Annotated in this window: 17 protein-coding genes and 1 pseudogene; 12 read left to right on the top strand and 6 right to left on the bottom strand. The window is 64.9% G+C overall.

The features are described from left to right. Nucleotides 1-98 precede the first annotated feature (98 nt). From AC07PF_RS13975 to AC07PF_RS13950, 6 genes and pseudogenes are all read left to right on the top strand, one after another. A pseudogene (locus AC07PF_RS13975) lies at nucleotides 99-335 on the top strand (IS30 family transposase); the annotation flags it as partial. A gap of 119 nt (nucleotides 336-454) precedes the next feature. Further along, nucleotides 455-1,918: a DUF3375 domain-containing protein gene (locus tag AC07PF_RS13970; RefSeq protein WP_494612268.1), complete on the top strand. Its 1,464-nt coding sequence runs from the start codon at nucleotides 455-457 to the stop codon at nucleotides 1,916-1,918. After that, nucleotides 1,902-2,591, top strand: a complete 690-nt coding sequence (locus AC07PF_RS13965; RefSeq protein WP_494612267.1) for a DUF4194 domain-containing protein — start codon at nucleotides 1,902-1,904, stop codon at nucleotides 2,589-2,591. Before AC07PF_RS13970 ends, AC07PF_RS13965 begins: the two co-directional genes overlap by 17 nt. 1 nt (nucleotide 2,592) lies before the next feature. Next, entirely contained in the window at nucleotides 2,593-6,042 is a 3,450-nt protein-coding gene (locus AC07PF_RS13960; RefSeq protein WP_494612266.1) for an ATP-binding protein, read from the top strand. Further along, nucleotides 6,039-7,241: a DUF3322 domain-containing protein gene (locus AC07PF_RS13955; protein ID WP_494612265.1), complete on the top strand. Its 1,203-nt coding sequence runs from the start codon at nucleotides 6,039-6,041 to the stop codon at nucleotides 7,239-7,241. Before AC07PF_RS13960 ends, AC07PF_RS13955 begins: the two co-directional genes overlap by 4 nt. Nucleotides 7,242-7,655: 414 nt before the next feature. Beyond that, nucleotides 7,656-7,859, top strand: coding sequence for a YegP family protein (locus tag AC07PF_RS13950; protein WP_494612264.1), 204 nt, complete (start codon nucleotides 7,656-7,658; stop codon nucleotides 7,857-7,859). 110 nt (nucleotides 7,860-7,969) lie between these two features. On the opposite strand, the gene AC07PF_RS13945 is transcribed toward AC07PF_RS13950, so the two are convergent. Further along, complete coding sequence (locus tag AC07PF_RS13945; RefSeq protein ID WP_494612263.1) at nucleotides 7,970-8,332, bottom strand: UDP binding domain-containing protein; 363 nt, start codon at nucleotides 8,330-8,332, stop codon at nucleotides 7,970-7,972. Between the two features lie 155 nt (nucleotides 8,333-8,487). On the opposite strand from AC07PF_RS13945, the gene AC07PF_RS13940 reads away from it, so the two are divergent. After that, nucleotides 8,488-8,877 (top strand): hypothetical protein, encoded by a 390-nt coding sequence (locus AC07PF_RS13940; RefSeq protein ID WP_494612261.1) that lies wholly within the window; start codon nucleotides 8,488-8,490, stop codon nucleotides 8,875-8,877. Between the two features lie 120 nt (nucleotides 8,878-8,997). On the opposite strand, the gene AC07PF_RS13935 is transcribed toward AC07PF_RS13940, so the two are convergent. Beyond that, the gene (locus tag AC07PF_RS13935; RefSeq protein WP_494612260.1) at nucleotides 8,998-9,951 is read right to left on the bottom strand and encodes a GlxA family transcriptional regulator; all 954 of its coding nucleotides are present in this window, start codon (nucleotides 9,949-9,951) and stop codon (nucleotides 8,998-9,000) included. Between the two features lie 82 nt (nucleotides 9,952-10,033). Here AC07PF_RS13935 and AC07PF_RS13930 point away from each other — a divergent pair, with 82 nt between their 5' ends. After that, nucleotides 10,034-11,056: an SLAC1 anion channel family protein gene (locus AC07PF_RS13930; protein WP_494612259.1), complete on the top strand. Its 1,023-nt coding sequence runs from the start codon at nucleotides 10,034-10,036 to the stop codon at nucleotides 11,054-11,056. Nucleotides 11,057-11,059: 3 nt separating this feature from the next. On the opposite strand, the gene AC07PF_RS13925 is transcribed toward AC07PF_RS13930, so the two are convergent. Further along, the gene (locus AC07PF_RS13925; protein ID WP_494612258.1) at nucleotides 11,060-12,070 is read right to left on the bottom strand and encodes a GlxA family transcriptional regulator; all 1,011 of its coding nucleotides are present in this window, start codon (nucleotides 12,068-12,070) and stop codon (nucleotides 11,060-11,062) included. A 64-nt stretch (nucleotides 12,071-12,134) separates the two neighbouring features. On the opposite strand from AC07PF_RS13925, the gene AC07PF_RS13920 reads away from it, so the two are divergent. Continuing rightward, nucleotides 12,135-12,878, top strand: coding sequence for an SDR family oxidoreductase (locus AC07PF_RS13920; RefSeq protein WP_494612257.1), 744 nt, complete (start codon nucleotides 12,135-12,137; stop codon nucleotides 12,876-12,878). After that, entirely contained in the window at nucleotides 12,875-13,882 is a 1,008-nt protein-coding gene (locus AC07PF_RS13915) for a bestrophin family protein (protein ID WP_494612256.1), read from the top strand. Before AC07PF_RS13920 ends, AC07PF_RS13915 begins: the two co-directional genes overlap by 4 nt. Nucleotides 13,883-13,894: 12 nt before the next feature. On the opposite strand, the gene AC07PF_RS13910 is transcribed toward AC07PF_RS13915, so the two are convergent. After that, nucleotides 13,895-14,785 (bottom strand): AraC family transcriptional regulator, encoded by an 891-nt coding sequence (locus tag AC07PF_RS13910; protein WP_494612255.1) that lies wholly within the window; start codon nucleotides 14,783-14,785, stop codon nucleotides 13,895-13,897. Between the two features lie 142 nt (nucleotides 14,786-14,927). Between AC07PF_RS13910 and AC07PF_RS13905 the strand changes: the two genes are divergently transcribed. Continuing rightward, the gene (locus AC07PF_RS13905) at nucleotides 14,928-15,998 is read left to right on the top strand and encodes an aldo/keto reductase (protein ID WP_494612254.1); all 1,071 of its coding nucleotides are present in this window, start codon (nucleotides 14,928-14,930) and stop codon (nucleotides 15,996-15,998) included. 29 nt (nucleotides 15,999-16,027) lie between these two features. Next, on the top strand, nucleotides 16,028-16,369 hold the full coding sequence (locus AC07PF_RS13900; RefSeq protein ID WP_186457931.1) for an Atu4866 domain-containing protein: 342 nt from the start codon (nucleotides 16,028-16,030) through the stop codon (nucleotides 16,367-16,369). 15 nt (nucleotides 16,370-16,384) lie between these two features. Here the strand turns inward: AC07PF_RS13900 and AC07PF_RS13895 are convergent, their stop codons facing one another. Both AC07PF_RS13895 and AC07PF_RS13890 read right to left on the bottom strand, forming a co-directional pair. Continuing rightward, entirely contained in the window at nucleotides 16,385-17,014 is a 630-nt protein-coding gene (locus AC07PF_RS13895) for a dioxygenase family protein (RefSeq protein WP_494612253.1), read from the bottom strand. Nucleotides 17,015-17,055: 41 nt separating this feature from the next. Beyond that, nucleotides 17,056-17,916 (bottom strand): MurR/RpiR family transcriptional regulator, encoded by an 861-nt coding sequence (locus AC07PF_RS13890; protein ID WP_494612252.1) that lies wholly within the window; start codon nucleotides 17,914-17,916, stop codon nucleotides 17,056-17,058. Nucleotides 17,917-18,026: the final 110 nt, after the last annotated feature.

The raw sequence follows: 18,026 nt of genomic DNA, 5'->3' as shown, positions 1-18,026 counted from the left end.
ATCATCTCTTTTAATGGGGCGGATTCAAGGCTGAAGTTCAACATCTGCCACCACTGTAAGGTCCGCAGATGCACAACCCCTCCCGTCCCAACCACTACAAAGAACTGATCGCCACCTTGCTCCACGCCTACAACAAGCGCGTGGCGCGCAGCAAGGGCAAGGACCGCAGGGGTCAGATCCCGGACATGCTGAGCATCCATGTGCGCCCTCCAGAGATCGAAGACCGGCAGTTCCCCGGGCATTGGGAAGGGGACTTGATCAAGGGCGAAGGCAATGCCCGTGCAGTGAGGTCGTTGGTGGAGCGCACCAGCCGATTGGTCATGCTGGTCAAGCTCCCTGAGCAAGCGCAACTGGGTTTCCGATTCGAACGCTACTTGACCGAGTGCACCAGGATGAATCTGCGCAAGTGGTGGGTTGCTCTCTTCTGGGACACCGAAGCCGAGATGGTGAATAGGTGAGCTCACTCAAGAAAATTGCCCAACTGCGGCAGTTGCGGGAGCAGCCCCTGTGGAAGCTGCTGGCCTCAGACAAAGCCCCTTTAGTGCTGGGTGTCCTGCAGGACTTGCTGCTGGGCGATGAAAAGGTGGTCCCCGCCTCGGTCCTCCTCGAGAAGCTTCAGCGCGAACTGCAGGAGCTCAAGCAGTCTGGGGAGGAAATGGCGCAGACGGCGCAGGCGTACTTGGCTCTGTGGCTGTCGGAAGGATGGCTTACCCGACGACTGCCGCCTGGTGCTCAGGAGGAGCTGTACGAGCTCACGACGGATGCGCTCACCGCCATCCGCTTTCTGCAAGGGGTCCTGCAGCCCCGTGCGATGGCCACGGAAAGCCGGTTGGCCACCGTCATGCAGCAGCTCACGAAGCTGGCAGAGGATACCAACCCTGACCCCACCAGCCGACGAACCGCGTTGTTGGCAGAGCGTGCCCGTATCGACCGGGAGCTTGAGCAAGTCGGTCGGGGCGTAGTCGAAACCCTGTCGGCGGAGCGCGCGCTTGAGCGGGCTAGGGACATCATCGGCTTGGCGGACGAACTGGTGGCCGACTTTCGCCGGGTGCGGGAAGACTTCGACCAGCTCAATCGGCAATTGAGAGCTGACCTCTTGAATAACGAGGGCAGCCGGGGGCAAGTCCTGGAGCAACTATTTGCTGGCATGGACTTAATCGGTGAAACGCCGGGCGGCAAGACTTTTTACGCGTTTTGGCGGCTGCTCACGGACATCGAGCAGTCGACTATCTTCTCGGAATCGTTGACCGAGGTGATCACGCGGGACTTTGCCAGCCAGCTCGGGGCCGGTGAGAAGCGCTTCTTGCGCAACCTCACGAACCGATTGCTGGATGAGGGGGGCAACGTGCACGAGGTGCTACAGACTTTCTCGCGTAGCTTGCGGACCTTTGTCCAGAGCCGGGAGTACCTGGAGCAGCGCCGGTTCAACACGGTGCTGCGGGAGTCGCAACGTGATGCTTTAGCCATCAAGGAGCGGTTGCGACCCAACCAGGATGTTGGGTTTTCGCTCTGGCTGCCCACTGCGCAGCTGCGCTCAGCGTCCCAGTGGCGACTGTTCGACGTGGCTGGCCAGGCTCCACCGGGCGGTATGGAGGATGCGCCGGAGTCGAGCATGAGTCTGCAGGACATTGCAAACATGGTCCGCAACTCCGAAATCGACTTCGGCGTCCTGCGTCATAACATCTACGAGCGACTTCAGCAGTCTCAGGTGGTTGGCATTGAAGAACTGCTGCGGGTCTACCCCGCAACCCAAGGCTTGGGGTCAGTTGTCGGCTACATCTACCTGGCGCTGCGGCATGGGCACGTCACTCCCAGCAACGTGCAGGTGAGCTGGACAGGGATGGATTGCGTGGCTCGCAGTGCAGTTGTTCCGGCGGTGTACTTTCTGAAGGAGAAAGAACGTGAATTCGCCCGTTGACACGGACCCAGACGACCTCGACATCAGTTCCGAGGACCAAGACGATGCTGCTTTGGAGAACGAGGTGCGGTTTGCCGGCGACACCGGAACCCTGCCGGTGCCCGCCCGCCGCGTCCTTGTCCGCCTGTTGCAGGGACCGTCGCTTGACGCACGGCGTCACGAGAAGCTCTGGGAAGTGTTCAAGCGGTACGAGAAGGACCTCAAGTCTCGCCTGCACGACATCTTCCTCGAACTCGTGGTAGACAACGAGGCCAAGGTGGCCTTCACTCGCCAAGTCGTCTCCGATGAGGTGGATGTCCCAATCTTGCTGCGCAAGCAAAGTCTGAGCTTCATCGAATCGGTGCTGCTGCTGTTCTTGCGCCAGAAACTCACTCACTCGGATGCGCAGGCCGAGCGGGCGGTCGTCGACCAGTTGGAGATGACGGAGTACCTCAAGGCTTACGAGCGCAGCGACAACGTCGACATGTCCCGGTTTGGGCGGCAGATGGAAGGTGCCATCGAAAAGGCTAAGAAGCTTGGGGTGCTCCTGAAGCTGTCCGGAGCGGATGACCGCTTTGAAATCTCCGCCAGCTTGCGTCTGCTGTTCCCTGTTGAGGAAATCCAGGCGCTCACGGACGCCTTTCGCAAGCATCGGCCCGCCGACGCAGCGCCCACGCAGGAGGAGGCTCACTGATATGGACGTAACCAGTACCGTGGAGACCTCTGGGCCGGTGGCTTCTCGCCAGGCTATCCTCGCGGCCCGGCCTGGGCGGGAGCTTCAATTCCAGCTGCGTCGCATCCAGACCTACAACTGGGGCACCTTCGACAAGTTGCGGGAAATTCACATCGCCGCGCAGGGGCACTTGGTGCTGGGGCCCTCTGGGTCAGGCAAGTCCACGCTTCTTGACGGCCACACCTCGCTCTTGACGCCGCCGCGATGGCTCGACTTCAACACTGCAGCTCGAAGCTCAGAGAAGGGTTCTGGGGACCGGAGCCTCGCCACGTACGTCCGGGGCGCCTGGGCGACTCAGACCGGAGAGGAGGGAGAGAAGGTCAAGAGATACCTGCGCACGGGGACCACGTGGTCTGCTCTGTCTGAAACTTATCAGGATGGAACCAGGCGCACAGTCGTCCTCGGTCGTGTCCTCTGGATTAAGGGCAACGGTTCTGCGGAATCGGAGGTTCACCGGCTCTTCTTCATCGCAGAGCGTGACTTTAACCTGCGCGAACTCGAGTTCTTCAAGGATGAGGGTTCCGGCTTCGAAGTCCGCCGACTAAAGGCGAAGCTGTCAGACGTGTACTTCACGGATGAATTCAGCGCGTACCAAACCCGCTTCACACGCCTGTTCGACATCAAGAGCGACCGGGCGTTGCGGCTGCTGCACAAGACGCAATCGGCGAAGGATCTGGGAGACCTGAACAAGTTCCTGCGCGACTTCATGTTGGACCCGCCGGAGACCTTTACAGTCGCCGAGACGTTGGTCAATGAGTTCCAGGTGCTGAATACGGCGCATGAGGCTGTTCTGACGGCGCGCAATCAGATTGAGGCGCTACGGCCCGTCCGCGACCGGTTGACCGAGTACGACCGAACTAAGTCGCTCCTGTCCCTCTTGGCAGAGGAAAAGGTCGGCGTTGACTACTGGCGCGAACAGAATCGCCGTGACCTACTGCAGGCACAACTTGCCGAGCTTGTGACGAGGGCAGAGGGCTTGGTTGCACGTATTGAAGAGCTAAGAACGAAGGAACGGCGGGAAGAAGGCGAGTTCAACGCCTTGCTCACCATCCGCGCTGGCGCTGGCGGCAATGTGCTCGCAGATCTGCAGGCTCAAGTCGAACGTGCCGAGCGTGTGCGGCTGCCCGACGTGTCGGCGAACAATCTGCGCTTGGTCACTAGCTGCAAGGCACTGGGGTGGACCTCGCCTGCCTCCCCGGAGACGTTTGCGCAGATGCAAGCGGAAGCACGAATCATCTTCGAAGGGCGTGATTCGATGGCTGAGCGCCACGAAAAGCTGCTGGACGGCCTGAAGGACGAGAAGCGCACGTTGGACGAGCGCTTTGCCGCATTGCTCAAGGAAATCCGGGCAATGGAGGGGCGCACGTCCAACATGCCGTCGCGTCTCTTGGAAATTCGCGAGCGCATGTGCCGCGACCTGGGGATTGCCGAAGACGAGTTGCCCTTTGTCGGCGAGCTGCTGCAGGTCAAGGCCAAAGAAGGTCAATGGACCGGAGCTATTGAGCGCGTTCTCGGGGGCTTCGCCCGGGACCTGCTCGTCGAGGAACGCTACTACCGGGATGTGGCTGCCTGGGTAGACCGGACGCACTTGGGGCTGCGCCTTGGCTATCGCCGCATGACCCCACGAGCGAATCAGAGTCCCGCGGCACAACCTGCTGCCAACTCACTTCTGCGAAAGCTGGACGTCGCGCCGAAGCACAAGGATTGGATGTCCGAGGAGTTGCGTCGGTTCGACTATGCGTGCGTCCACAGCTCTGACGATTTGCGCTCAGTGGATCGCGGTGTCACGTTGGCTGGTCAAGTGAAGCACAACCGCAGCCTGCACGAGAAGGACGACTCTCGCCGGGTGGATGACCGTGGCAACTGGGTCCTGGGCTTCTCAAATGCGGAGAAGTTGCTGGCGTATCGAGCCGAATTTGACACGCTCCAGGAAGCTGTAACCAAAGCAGAAAAGGCGCTAGAGCGCGCGCGGGAGACCACTCGGAATGAGAGCCGCCAGGTCGAGCATTGCCAGAACCTGGTCAATGTAACTTGGGAAAACAGCAACGTCGCCGCACTGCTCGACGACGTCAAGTCACTCAAAGACCGCATCGCGCAGGAGCTCAAGGCACGGCCGCAGCTGTCTGAGCTGGACAAGAAGCTCGAGCAGCAACGCAAAGTGTGGGGCCGGGCTACTGAGGCGCGGCAGAAGGCTCAAGGCGAGGCGGTCGATGTGGACCTGGAACGCTCGAAAGCGCAGAAGCGCCTTGATGAACTCCCTGCGGAACAGCTTGGGTTTCCGCTGTCGCCCACGCAGAAGGAGCGACTTGCTGTGCGGTTTGAGGCTACCGGCAAGAAGATGACGGTGGAGCAGCTCGATTCGGCCTGTATGGCTATGGTTCGGGCTATCGGTGACGAGGAGCGCGCGGCAACTGGTAAGACTGCCGACATCAAGCAGCGGATTGAGCACGACCTGTTTGTCTTCTGCCAACGGTGGCCGGTGGAGGCGCAGGGTCTGGACCCCAAGATGGACTCCGCACCTGATTTCATGGCCAAGCTTACGCGGCTGGAAACCGACGGCCTGCACGAGTACGTTGCGCGCTTCAAGGCGCTACTGCGAGAGCAGAGCGACCAGAACCTTGCCGTGCTGCACGCCAAGTTGGATCAGGAACGCCGCAATATCGGCGAGCGGATGGAGCAGGTCAATGACAGTCTGCGCCGCTGCGCGTTCAACGAGAACACGTACCTCAAAATTAACTACGACGACCGACCGACCCACGAGGTCGTCGAGTTCCGCGGCCAGCTCAAGGCTGCCTTGAGTCACAGTTTCAAAGAAGACGACGACGAGGAAATGGAGCGGCGCTTCTCTGCCTTGAACGCTGTCGTTCAGCGACTTGGCAGCCAGCAGCCTGCGGACGTGAAGTGGCGCAGCTTGGTGCTGGACGTGCGCCAGCACGTTGTCTTTTCTGCCACGGAGTTTGACGATACCAGCATCGAAGTCGAGACCTACGACAGCGGCGCCGGTAAGTCCGGAGGGCAGCGGCAAAAGCTCACCACGACTGTGCTTGCGGCGGCGCTGCGCTACCAGCTCGCCGGCGAGGAGGGCGTTTGGCCGACCTATTCGACCGTGGTCATGGACGAGGCCTTCGACCGAGCTGACAACGAATTCACAACGATGGTGATGAACATCTTCAAAAGCTTCGGGTTCCAGGTCGTGGCAGCCACGCCGGTGAAGAACGTGATGGCATTAGAACCGTTCATCGGGGGCGGCACTTTCGTCAACATCCGAGACAGAAAGTACTCGGAAGCGTTGGCTATCACGTACGTGGACCAGACCGGACGGCTCGACCTGCCGCTGGAAGCCCAAGAGGTGCTCGCTGAGGAACTGGCTGCCGACGCCACTGAAACGGCAGCGGGGGAGGCTGCAGCGTGAATGAACCGAAGCGGCTTACGCCGCTGCAGGTCGAAGCCGTTGTGCGGAAGAAGTGGGATGCGCACCACGCCAACTGGCTTGTCACGCCTCAGGAGGCAGCATGGCCCTTTACGGTCGTCCTTCACGGCCTGACCGAAAGGGACGTGTTCTCCAGCTTGGGACGCACCCGTGAGTGGGTGCAGGCCTGGCGAGACTGGGACCCTGGAAGTTGTACGGTGGATTGGGCCAGCCGCAGGTGGTCTTCCGGCGACCAAGAGCTGCCTATGCGACTGGTCATTCCGTCCGCGGATGCCGCGGCGGCAATTCTTGGTCAGAAGGCAGGTTGGGAACGTGCGAAGAGGCGATACGCCCGATGGTGCGAGTGGTTTCCGCACCTTGCCGGCTCTCGAGCGGTTGCCCGTCAATGTGACGCCGTGCTCGTCGACTACTCCGAAGAGGACTTCGAGCGGTTCGGCAGGCTCCTGCAGTGGCTTCTCGACAATCCACGTTCAGCGTTGTACCTGCGTCAGTTGCCAGTGCCCGACGTCGACACGAAGTGGGTCGAAAAGCGCCGCGGTGCTGTTACAGACTTGGCTCGTCACCTGCTTGGCGCGCCGGAGGCAGCCAGCCTGCATGAGGCTTGCGGGCTGCGGACCGAGCCTTCGCGCATGCGTATCCGTGTCCTGTGCCCGCTTCTGAGGGCTCAAGTCGGCGGGCTGTGCGACATCGAAGCGCCGGGTGGCGAGCTTACCTCGCTTCCCATCCGACCTCGCATTTGTATCGTGGTCGAGAACCAGAACACGGGAATCGCACTGCCTGATATCGAAGGCGCGGTGACTTTCATGCGGCTCGGACTCGCGGTCGACCAACTGGACGCCGTCAGCTGGATACGTCAAGCGGAGATGCAGGTCTATTGGGGCGACGTGGACACGCACGGATTTACGGCGTTGGCGCGGGCCAGGCGGCGCTTTCCCGCAATGGTCTCGGTGCTGATGGACGAAGATACGCTCCTGTCGCACCGGTCGATGTGGGTCCGAGAGGAAAAACCTAGCAAGGTGGAATCGCCGGAAAGCCTTACAGCTGCGGAGCTCGACGTCTACAACGGCATCCGCGGCAACCGCTGGGGAACTCAGGTTCGTCTTGAGCAGGAGCGCATCGCATGGCCGAGTGCGCTGCAGCACTTACGCGCAGTGTGCGGTGTGCACGTCGGGGGAACCTAGAACGGCAGCAGTAGCCCCCACCAGGGGTGGATATGGCGCTTCGGCGGTGACCCGGAGTCTGCGGCCGCTTCCTCAGGGCTACCACGGTGTCGGTCCCGTGCTCTAGAGCCTTGGCAGCTTTGTCTCGAGCTCGGAACAGTGCCGTGAGCTGTGGCGTCATCTAGATAGGATGGTCTGCAAATCTTGATGTTGGCGCAGGCTATCTTTCCAGACGTGTTGGGATGGGAGGGATGCAGGGCTTTGACTCGAACAGGAATGATTGGACTGGACCCATGTCGACGAAGAGCTGCAGCGGGTCGCAACTGAGCGGTAACGCATACAACGTCCTACTGCCGCGCTGTATTGATGGTTGTGTGATCTGCTACGGTGATGAGGGTGCTAGGTCAGACTGTGAAACTACGAAGGAGATTGAAAATGAAGTTCGAACTTTTTCAGGATGCGTCTAACGAGTGGCGGTGGCGCCTAATCGCGTCCAATAACGTTGATATCGTTGCTGTCGGCGGGGAGGGCTACAAAGCAAAGGCCGATGCAGTAAACGGTATCCGGCTGGTCCGTGCCACTAGCGACTCGACAGTTGTTTACGAGCGGAAGCCTGACGGCAGTTGGGTCAAACACTGAGCGGCTGATTTGGAGTTTCAGCGCCATTTGATGTTGTCCACGTAGATGTCGCATATTGAGTTTTGCGGCGGCCATTTCGGGTATTGGGGCGGAATGAGGTAGCGGTCAATTTACCGAGCAATTGCACCTCTCCCCACCCCCCAATACCCCAACCCATGCCCCCGCACCGTCTCCGGCCGGTACTGGTTGCGCCCGTCGAACACCGCGCCCGCGCGCAGCTGCCGCGCCATGGCCGCGAAATCCGGGCTGCTGAATTCCTTCCACTCGGTCGCCAGCGCCAGCACGTCGGCGCCGGCCAGGGCGTCGTCGGCGTGCGGGGACAGGGTCAGGCGGTCCATGTCCGCGGGCCCCAGGTGGGCTGTCAGCAGCCGGTGGGCGTTGGGCATGGCCATGGAGTGGTAGGCGCGCACGTGGGCGCCGGCCGTCAGTAAATCGGCCACCAGCATGCAGCCGGGGACTTCGCGCACGATCATCAGCGTGGCTCCGACCCTCCACCGGAACCCATACCTCAGTAGGGTTCCCCAGCCCGCGATGCGCTTCCACAATGGCCTGGACCGTGTTGCCCTCGTTCGTGCAAGGCAATGCGCAATGCAATAGGCCATTCTCCATTTCCTCTACCTCCCAAACCATGCCCAAGACCTTTCCGCGAATCTCCTCTGCCTGCGCCGCATCCCTCCTGGTCCTGTGCGGCTGCGCCACCACCGTCACGCAGCAAGGCATCGAGCAGCGCACGTCGCAAGCCATTGGCCGCGAAGTCGGCACCTTCACCATCAGCGACCAGCAGAAGGAAGAAGGCAGCAACGGCCGCATCAACTACCGCGTTCGCACGCGCGAGGGCGCCAGCTATTCCTGCTACATGTATTCGCCCTCGCAGTTCACGAAGGCGATGACCTTCGGCCAGACGCCGCAGTCGGATGCGATCTGCACGGCCATGGCAGGGCAGGGCGGTGGGGCTGCCAATGCTGCTCCCGCTCCCGCGTCGTGCAACGCCTTGCTTCGCGCGGCGAACCGATGCTGAGTTAGTGGCTGTGGAATGCGCCAAACTGCATTCGGGGCTGGAGCACAGCGGACTGGAGCGACAAAGTGACCGAAGCGCTGCGCGCATTGCCGCGGGGCCAGCGCACCGGGTCCAGCGTTTTCACTTCGCAAAGCGCCTGCGGTACTCCACCAGGCCCACCCCCAGCCGGCGCGTGAACGCGCGGCGAAACCCGTCCACGTTGGCGTAGCCCACGGCCTCCGCCAGCCGCTTGGCGGGCAGGTCGGATTCCTCGGCCAGGCGGCGCGCGGCGTCGATCCGGGCGTTCTCGACAAACTCCGCGGGCGTGGTGCCCGCTTCGCTGCGAAAGGTGCGGGCAAAGCTGCGCTCGCTCATGCCGGCGTGCGCCGCCAGGGCGGGCACGGACAGGTCGCCTTTCAGGTTGGCCAGGATATGGTCCTGCAGTGCGCGCACGCTGCTGCGCTCGGCCGTCTGCGCCGCCAGGTGGGCGCTGAACTGGCTTTGCCCGCCGGGCCGCTTGAGAAACATCACCAGCTCGCGCGCCACGCGCAGGGCCAGCTCGCGGCCATGGTCTTCTTCCACCATGGCCAGGGCCAGGTCCATGCCTGCGGTGACCCCGGCAGAGGTGAAGAGCCTGCCGTCCTTGACGTATATGGCGTCGGCTTCGACGCAGGCCTCGGGGTAGCCCGCCGCCAGCCGCGCGGCGGAATTCCAGTGCGTGGCCACGCGCTTGCCGTCCAGCAGGCCGCTGGCCGCCAGCACGAAGGCGCCGGTGCACACCGAGCCATAGCGGCGCACCGTGCGCGCGCGGAGGCGCAGCCAGTCCTGCAGCGGTGCGTCGCTGGCCATGTCGTTCAGGTCGGGGCTGCCTGCCACCAGCAGCGTGTCGATGGCGCCGCGGTGCGTGGCCACGGTGGCATCCACCGCCATGCGCAGCCCGCTGCTGCTGCGCAGCGGGCCTGCGCTCGCGCTGAGCACCTGCACCTGGTAGGCGCGCGGCTGGCCCAACTGGCGCGCCGCTTCGGCAAACACGTCCGCCGGCCCGGCCACGTCGAGCAGCTGGAAGCGGGGAAAGGCGAGGATGGCGATGCGCATGGCAGTGGGGGCCCGGTGATTGGCAGAAAACGCCGTGCCTTGCCTGGGACGGCCGCGCCAGTTTGGCGGAAACTACCTATCCATGCAAATTCTGCCAAGCGAGCCCGCCGTGCAAACCCCCTCCGTCCATCCTTCTCCATCGGCATTTCATCCGCGCACCCAAGCCTCGGTGCGCAACCTGCCCGTCAACCTGTTCGCATCGGTCATGGGCCTCAGCGGCCTGGCGCTGGCCTGGCGGTTGGCGCATGGCAGCCTGGGCGCGCCGGCCTTCATCGGCGAGGCCATCGGGGCGTTGGCGCTCTCGGTCTTCGTGCTGTTGTCGGCGGGCTACCTGGCCAAGCTGGTGAAGCACCCCGATGCCGTGCGCGCCGAGTTCCACCACCCGGTGGCGGGCAACTTCTTCGGCACCATCGCCATCTCGGTGCTGCTGCTGTCGGCCGTGGCCGGGCACTACAGCGCGCCGGCGGCGCAGGGCCTGTGGACAGTGGGCGTGGTGGCCACGCTGGTGCTGTGCTTCGTGGTCGTCTCGCGCCTGCTCAAGGGCCAGGTGGATGCGTCGAACGCCCTGCCGGCCTGGATCGTGCCCTGCGTGGCCACGCTCGACATCCCTGTGACCGGTGGGCACATGCCCATGGCCTGGGCGGCGGAGGTCAACCTGTTGTCGGGCGCCGTCGGCGCCATGCTGGCCCTGGTGCTGCTCACGCTGATCATCGGCCGGCTGGTGCACCGCGATCCGCTGCCGCCCGCCATGGCACCATCGCTGATGATCCTGGTGGCGCCGTTTGCCGTGGGCTTTCTGGCCTACGCCAACCTCGCGGGCGGTATCGACCGGTTTGCCGGCATGCTGTTCTACGTCGGGCTGTTCATGTTCGCCGTGGTGGCGCCCAAGGTGTTTCGGCGCGGCATCCCGTTCACGCCGGGCTGGTGGGCCATCAGCTTCCCCATGGCGGCGCTGGCCAATGCGGCGCTGCAGTATGCGCAGTTCCGTGCGAGCGGGCCGCTGTGGGTGGTCGCCATCGCGCTGCTGGGCGCGCTGAGCATCGCCCTGGCCGTGCTCACGGTGCGCACCGTGCGCATGGCGCTCGATGGGGCGCTCTTGCGGTAACCCCTAGCTGCGTGCAAAGCGCCTGCGGTAGTCCCGGGGCGCCACGCCCAGGTGGCGCTGAAAGGTCACGCGCATGCGCTCTTCGTCGCCAAAGCCGCATTGGTTGGCGATGCGGTCGATGTGGTGGGTGGAGTCCTCCAGCAGGCGCTTGGCGGCCTCCAGGCGAAACACCTCCACAGCCTTGGCGGGCGTGCGGCCGGTTTTTTCCTTGTACTGGCGCGCAAAGTTGCGCGGGCTCATGCGGGCGCGCTCGGCCAGGAACTCCACCGTCAGGTCGTCGCGCTGCAGGTGGGCGCAGATCCACAGGTTGAGCTCCTCAAACGCGGGTGAGTTGTCGGCCTGCGAGCGCAGCAGCGCGCTGAACTGCGATTGCCCGCCGGGCCGCTTGAGGTACACCACCAGCTCGCGTGCGACCTCCATGGCCACGTCGTGGCCGCAATCGGCCTCCACCAGCGCCATCGCCAGGTCGATGCCGGCCGTGACGCCGGCCGAGGTCCACACGGAGCCCTGCTGCACGAAGATCGCGTCGCGGTCGATCTCCACGCTGGGAAAGCGCTCGTTCATGCGGTCGAACATGAGCCAGTGCGTGGTGGCGCGCTTGTGGTCCAGCAAGCCGGCCGCGGCCAGCAGAAAAGCGCCGCTGCACACCGATGCGGTGCGTCGCGTCTTGGCCGATGCGCGGCGCAGCCACTGCACCAGCGGGGCGGATTGGTCGAGCACCGCATCCATGTGCGGCGAGCCGGGCACTATCAGTGTGTCCACCGATGAGGCGCGGCATTGGCGCAACGCCACTGTCTGCAGTTCCAGCCCCTCGGCGCTGCGCACCAGGCCGCCGGCGGGGCTGGCGGTGATGCGTTCGTAGCCCTTCAGGCCACGCGCCTCCATGGCCTTGGTGGCTGCCCAGAACACGGTCTGCGCACCTGTCAGGTCGAGCAAGCCCACGTCGGGGAACGCCACGAACAGCACGCGCCGGGTACGCTCGCGTTTTGGCAGTTTTTCTGGGGTATTGGTCATTTCAGCCGAATTGTTTCACATCTACCATCGATGCATTCAATCTCGCTCACCCCAAAGGAATGCAATGAAGATCGTCGTCATCGGAGGCACCGGCCTCATTGGCAGCAAGCTCGTCAAGCTGCTCACCGCGCGCGGCCACGAGGCCGTGGCCGCTTCGCCCAACACGGGCGTCAACACGCTCACGGGCGAGGGCCTGGCCGCCGCACTGCAAGGCGCGCAGGTGGTGGTGGACGTGGCCAATTCGCCCTCGTTCGAGGACAAGGCGGTACTCGACTTCTTTGAGACCTCGGGCCGCAACCTGCTGGCGGCCGAGGCGGCGGCCGGCGTGCAGCACCACGTGGCGCTGTCGGTGGTGGGCACCGAGCGGCTGCAGGGCAGCGGCTACTTCCGCGCCAAGCTGGCGCAGGAAAAGCTGATCAAGGCCGCCGCCATCCCCTACACCATCGTGCATGCCACGCAGTTCATGGAGTTCCTTGGCGGCATCGCCCAGGCGGGCACCGAGGGGCAGACGGTGCGCCTGTCGCCCGCGCTGGTGCAGCCCATCGCGTCCGACGACGTGGCCGCCGCCATGGCCGATGCAGCGCTGGGCGCCCCCGTCAACGGCACCATCGAGATCGCCGGACCCGAGCGCGTGGGCCTGGCCGCGCTGGTGCGGCGCTACCTGGCGGCCATCGGCGATGCGCGCACGGTGGTAGCCGACGCCGCGGCACCGTACTTCGGCGTGCAGCTCGATGACGCATCGCTCACGCCGGGCGACGCGCCGCGCCTGGGCGCCATCACATTCGAAACCTGGATGACGCAGCGATGAACGTTGGCAGGGGATACCGGCTCTCCGAGTTCATGGTCTGGACGCGGAGGGAGCTTTATGTCCTGGTCGCGCTGGGTCTGGTGCCGGTCTGTCTGTACCAGCTGGCCCACTGGCGCTGGCTCAGTGTGCCCTGGACCGTGGTGGCGCTCATCGGCACGGCCACGGCGTTCATCGTGAGCTTCAAGAACACCCAGACCTATGCCCGCACGGTGGAGGCGCAGCAGGTGTGGACCGGCATCCTCAACGCCAGCCGCGCCTGGGGCTTGGTGAGCCGTGACTACCTGAAGAACGAGGCGGCCACCCGGCAACTGGTCCACCGCCATCTGGCCTGGGTCACGGCCCTGCGCTACCAGATGCGCCGGCACCGCGCGTGGGAGAGCACCAACCAGCGCACCAATGCCGAGTACCAGCGCCACTACTGCGTGCCCGAGCAGGAGACGGCGCTGGAGGTGGAGTTGGCAAGGTTTTTGGAGGCGGACGAGCTGCGCGCAGTGCTCGCCTCGCGCAACAAGGCCACGGCCTTGCTGGCCCGGCAGAGCAGCACAATTTTGAAATTGTTCCAGGCCGGCGAGATCCCCATCAACTTCTTCATCGAGATGGAAAAGGCCCTCAAGGAGCTGCTGGACCACCAGGGGCGCAGCGAGCGCATCAAGAATTTCCCGTACCCGCGCCAGTACGCGATCATCAACGCCTTCTTCATCCGCTTCTTCTGCGTGCTGCTGCCGTTTGGCTTGCTCAAGGAGTTCGATGCGCTCAATGCGCTGGCCAGCGGCTGGATGCAGGGCCACATGGTCTGGCTGGTCGTGCCTTTCAGCGTGATGATTTCATGGATGTACACCACGCTGGAGCAGGTCGGCGCCAGCACCGAGAACCCGTTCGAAGGCGGCGCCAACGATGTGCCCATCGCCCAGATCAACCGCATGGTCGAGGTGGAGCTGCGCGAGCTGCTGGGCGATACGGACCTGCCGCCGCTGCTGCGGCCGCGCAACAACATCATCCTGTGAGGTCCGTCTGGCCTATGCCGTGGCAGTCCGCAGGCGCTGCGCATCCTTGGCCGGCGGCAGGCCGAACGCGCGGCCATAGTCGCGGCTGAACTGCGAGGGGCTCTCATACCCCACGCGAAAGCCCGCACTGGCCGCATCCATGGCCTCGGCCACCATCATGCGGCGTGCCTCCTGCAGGCGCAGCTGGGTGCGAAACTCCAGCGGGCTCAGCGAGGTCACGGCCTTGAAGTGCACGTGGAAGCTCGAACGGCTCATGCCCGCCACGTCGGCCAGTTCGTCGATGCTCCAGGCCTCGGTGTAGCGCCCGCGTATCCAGGCGATGGCGCGCGCGATCTGGTTGAGCCGGCTGTCGGCCTGGGCCAGCTGGCGCACCAGGCCGTTGCCCGGCCCGGTGAGCAGGCGGTAGAAGATCTCGCGCTGCACCAGGGGCGCCAGCTCGGCAATGTCCTGCGGCGCATCGAGCAGCGATGCCAGGCGCACGGCGGCATCGAGCAGTTCGGGCGTGGTCTGGCTCAGCGCGATGCCGCGCGCCGGGGATCCCGCCTCTTCGCTGGGCGCGGGGTGGCGCAGCGCCAGCTCGCTCAGGCGCGCCATGTCCAGGTCGAGCACCAGGCACAGGTAAGGCCGCTCGGGGCTGGCCTCGATCACCGACCCCATCACCGGCAGGTCCACCGACGCCACCAGGTACTGCGCCGCGTCGTAGATGTAGCCGGTGGTGCCCAGCACCGCGCGCTTGCGCCCCTGGGCCACCAGGCACAGCGTGGGCTCGTACACCACGGGCATGGGCATGGTGGGCGCCGAGGTGCGGATGAGCCCCACGCCGGGGATGGCGCTGGGGTGGATGCCGTCGGTGGCCGTATGGCGGCCCAGGATGTTGGCGAGGGTGGCGAGTTGCGAATGCATGGCTGCCATTGTCCACCCGCTGCGGGCGCGTGGCATGTGGGGCTGGATGATCGTGCAAGAACGTCGGACGAATGTTCTACGCCCTCGGGCAGGGCCGCGGCAACACTTCTTTCCATACCAACCCGCTTGAAAGGAAGCCTTCATGACCGCACCCAATGCACTCAATCACTACTGCCTGCTCGGACGATCAGGCATGCGCGTTTCGCCCATGGCGCTGGGCACCATGACCTTCGGCACCGACTGGGGCTGGGGCGCCGATGGCGACGAGTCGCGCCGCATCTTCGACCTGTATGTGGAGCAGGGCGGCAACTTCATCGACACCTCGGTCAACTACACGGGCGGCGCTTCGGAGCGCATCCTGGGCGGGCTCATCAAGGGCCGGCGCGACCGGCTGGTGCTGTCCACCAAGTTCACCATGGCGCGCGACCCGGGCGACCCCAACTCTGGCGGCAACCACCGCATGAACCTGCAGCGCTCGGTCGAGGCCAGCCTGCGCCAGCTCGACACCGACCGCATCGAACTGCTCTATCTGCACGCCTGGGACTTCACCACTTCGCCGGAGGAGGTGATGCGCGGCCTGGATGACCTGGTGCGCTCGGGCAAGGTGCTGTACGTGGGCATCTGCAACACGCCGGCCTGGCAGATCGCACGCCTGCAGACCCTGGCCGACCTGCGCGGCTGGGCGCCGCTGGTGGCCCTGCAGATCGAGTACAGCCTGCTCGAGCGCACGGTGGAGCACGAGCTGATTCCCATGGCGGCCGCGCTGGGGCTGGGCGTGCTGCCCTGGTCACCACTGGGCGGGGGGCTGCTGGCCGGCAAGTACACGCGCAGCGACCTGGCGCAGCAGGCCGAGGCGGGTGTGTCGGCATCGCGCAAGGGCGTGATCGCCTCGTCGGGCCACATGACCGAGCGCGCGCTGGACATTGCCGAGGTGGTGCAGCAGGTCGCCAGCGAGGTGGGGGCCAGCGCCTCGCAGGTGGCCATTGCCTGGACGCTGGCGAACCCCGCAGTGACCGCGCCGGTGATGGGTGCGCGCACGCTGGAGCAGGCGCTCGACAACATCGGCGCGCTGGGCCTGCAACTGAGCGCAGAGCAGTTGGCGCGCCTCACCGAAGCCAGCGCCATCGCGCCCATCTTCCCCGCACGCTTCATCGGCATGCCCATGCCGCAGCGGCTGATCTTCGGCGATTCGCTGGTGCAGCGGCGTGGCTGAGGCGGTGTGAACCAACAGGAAATTTCACTATGACGAACTACCTTTCACATTCCACGTTTGCGCTGGTCCTTGCCGGGTCGGTGCTTGCGGCCATGGCTGCGCGCCAGCCCGCCTTGGCCACCACACCGTCGGATGCGTCGAAGTACCACGGCATGTGGGTGACTGGCGATGGCCAGATCCGCCAGGAGCTGCTGCCCAATGGCCGCTATGACGAGGCGCGTGGCACGCGCGCCAGTGCTTACCAGGGGCGCTATGAAGTGCGGGGAAACCGCATTGCGTACTGGGACGACACGGGCTTCACTGCCGACGGCACCTTCGTCAACGCCGACGAACTGCACCACGGCGGCATGGTGTTCTACCGCCGCAAGTAGTGAACTTGCCCGCGCTCAGGCCGCCACGACGATCGGAAAGCGCGCCTGCAGTCCATCTGCACCGCGCGTGAACGGCACGGTGATCGCATCCCGTGCGGCCTGCGGCAGGTTGCGCCACAGCACGTCGCGGGCGTTGCCCGCATCGCCGGCCACGTAGAGCTGCGTGGTCAGCAGCTCGCGCGGGCCCAGGCGCACCTTGAAGTGCACGTGCGGCGTGCGCCCGCTGTAGGGCACGGGGCGGATGGTGCGAAAGCGGTAGCTGCCGTCCTGCCCCACGGTCATCCGGCCAAAACCCTGGAAGGCGGCATCGGCGCGCCCGCCGTCGCCCGGGTGGTGGTAGTGGCCGTGTTCGTCGCACTGCCAGATCTCGACCTGCGCGCCGCGCACGGGCTTGCCGGCCAGGTCGGTCACCGTGCCTTCCACCCAGGCCGGCTGGCCGCCGCGGTAGCTCAGCGGGCCGTTGCGCAGCAGGTCATGGTCGGCATCGTCGGGCAGGCGCACGGGGTAGAACGGCCCCTCGGACTGCGATGGGGTGGCGATGCGCGCGGCGGCTGGCTGGGCGCGCACGCCCAGCCAGAGCGCAGGGGCGGCGACCAGGGCGGCGGCGACGGTGCGCCGGGGCAGGGCGGTGGTGTGCATCGCCATGGGATGCGCGGGGCGGGGGGGCGAGTTCCCGCAAGCGGCCCTCAGCCCGGGTTTTCCTTCCAGTGCTTTGCCCACAGGGCCTCGCCGCGCTCCAGCGCTGCGCCGAGCTCCTTTTTGCGGCGCTGGGCCACGGCCATGATGAGTGCGTTGGACACTGAGAGTGCCGCGGTGTACGAGTCGAACGGCGATGCGCTGGAGGTGCGCACCAGCAGCACCTGGTCAGCCGAGGCCACGGGCGGTGCGGTGGGGGTGTCGGTCACCACCACCACCTGGGCGCCTTGCTCCTTGAAGTATTTCGCGGCGCGTGTGATGGCCAGCGAGTGGCGCCGGAAGGTGGGGGCCAGCAGCACGTCGTGCTCGCCGATCCAGAGCATCTCGTCTTCGATGGGCAGGGGGCTGGCCGAGGTCATCAGCCGCACATCGGGCAGGCACAGGTTCAGGTGCAAGGCCAGGTGGCTGGCGATGGGGGCCCCGTGGCGCTGGCCGAGCACGTGCACGCGCGCCTTGCGCTGGGTGAGCAGGCGCACCGTGGCCTCGAAGGCCGCGACGTCCAGCGCGGCGAAGGTGGTGGCCAGGTTGTGCTGGTCGTGCATCAGCACGTTGTCCAGGCACGAGCGGATGGAGATGTCGTCGCCGATCACGGCACTGGCCCGCGTGCCGGGCGTGGCGAGCAGGGCCGTCACCTCCGAGCGGGCCTCCATCTGCGCCTGCGCATAACTCTCATAGCCCAGCTTGACGAGCAGGCGCACCACGGTGGAGGCGCTGGTGTTCACCTTCTTCGCCAGCTGGGTGGCCGATTCGAGCAGGCCCTGCGGGTGCTGGGCCTGGAGTTCGGCGACCAGGCGCTGCTCGCTCTTGGTGAGCTTCTTGCCGTAGCTGGCGATGCGTCGGTTCAGGTTCATGGCCATGGGATTGTGCGCAGATCTTGGCAATGTCCATTTTGCGTGTGTTGTTGCAAAATTGAAATCAAACTGCAAGAATATCTTCAAATATTGCCCTGCCACTGCTCTAC

The sequence above is a fragment of the Acidovorax sp. GW821-FHT10A04 genome, assembly GCF_059415825.1.
Note: the sequence above shows the minus strand (reverse complement) of the source record. Positions and strands in the feature narration are given on the sequence as shown.

Coding starts and splice junctions, on each gene's coding strand:
- AC07PF_RS13915 (WP_494612256.1), top strand. CDS start 12,875: ATGAACGTTGGCAGGGGATACCGGCTCTCCGAGTTCATGGTCTGGACG.
- AC07PF_RS13920 (WP_494612257.1), top strand. CDS start 12,135: ATGAAGATCGTCGTCATCGGAGGCACCGGCCTCATTGGCAGCAAGCTC.
- AC07PF_RS13925 (WP_494612258.1), bottom strand. CDS start 12,070: ATGACCAATACCCCAGAAAAACTGCCAAAACGCGAGCGTACCCGGCGC.
- AC07PF_RS13910 (WP_494612255.1), bottom strand. CDS start 14,785: ATGCATTCGCAACTCGCCACCCTCGCCAACATCCTGGGCCGCCATACG.
- AC07PF_RS13940 (WP_494612261.1), top strand. CDS start 8,488: ATGCCCAAGACCTTTCCGCGAATCTCCTCTGCCTGCGCCGCATCCCTC.
- AC07PF_RS13930 (WP_494612259.1), top strand. CDS start 10,034: ATGCAAATTCTGCCAAGCGAGCCCGCCGTGCAAACCCCCTCCGTCCAT.
- AC07PF_RS13935 (WP_494612260.1), bottom strand. CDS start 9,951: ATGCGCATCGCCATCCTCGCCTTTCCCCGCTTCCAGCTGCTCGACGTG.
- AC07PF_RS13950 (WP_494612264.1), top strand. CDS start 7,656: ATGAAGTTCGAACTTTTTCAGGATGCGTCTAACGAGTGGCGGTGGCGC.
- AC07PF_RS13945 (WP_494612263.1), bottom strand. CDS start 8,332: ATGATCGTGCGCGAAGTCCCCGGCTGCATGCTGGTGGCCGATTTACTG.
- AC07PF_RS13900 (WP_186457931.1), top strand. CDS start 16,028: ATGACGAACTACCTTTCACATTCCACGTTTGCGCTGGTCCTTGCCGGG.
- AC07PF_RS13895 (WP_494612253.1), bottom strand. CDS start 17,014: ATGGCGATGCACACCACCGCCCTGCCCCGGCGCACCGTCGCCGCCGCC.
- AC07PF_RS13960 (WP_494612266.1), top strand. CDS start 2,593: ATGGACGTAACCAGTACCGTGGAGACCTCTGGGCCGGTGGCTTCTCGC.
- AC07PF_RS13890 (WP_494612252.1), bottom strand. CDS start 17,916: ATGAACCTGAACCGACGCATCGCCAGCTACGGCAAGAAGCTCACCAAG.
- AC07PF_RS13905 (WP_494612254.1), top strand. CDS start 14,928: ATGACCGCACCCAATGCACTCAATCACTACTGCCTGCTCGGACGATCA.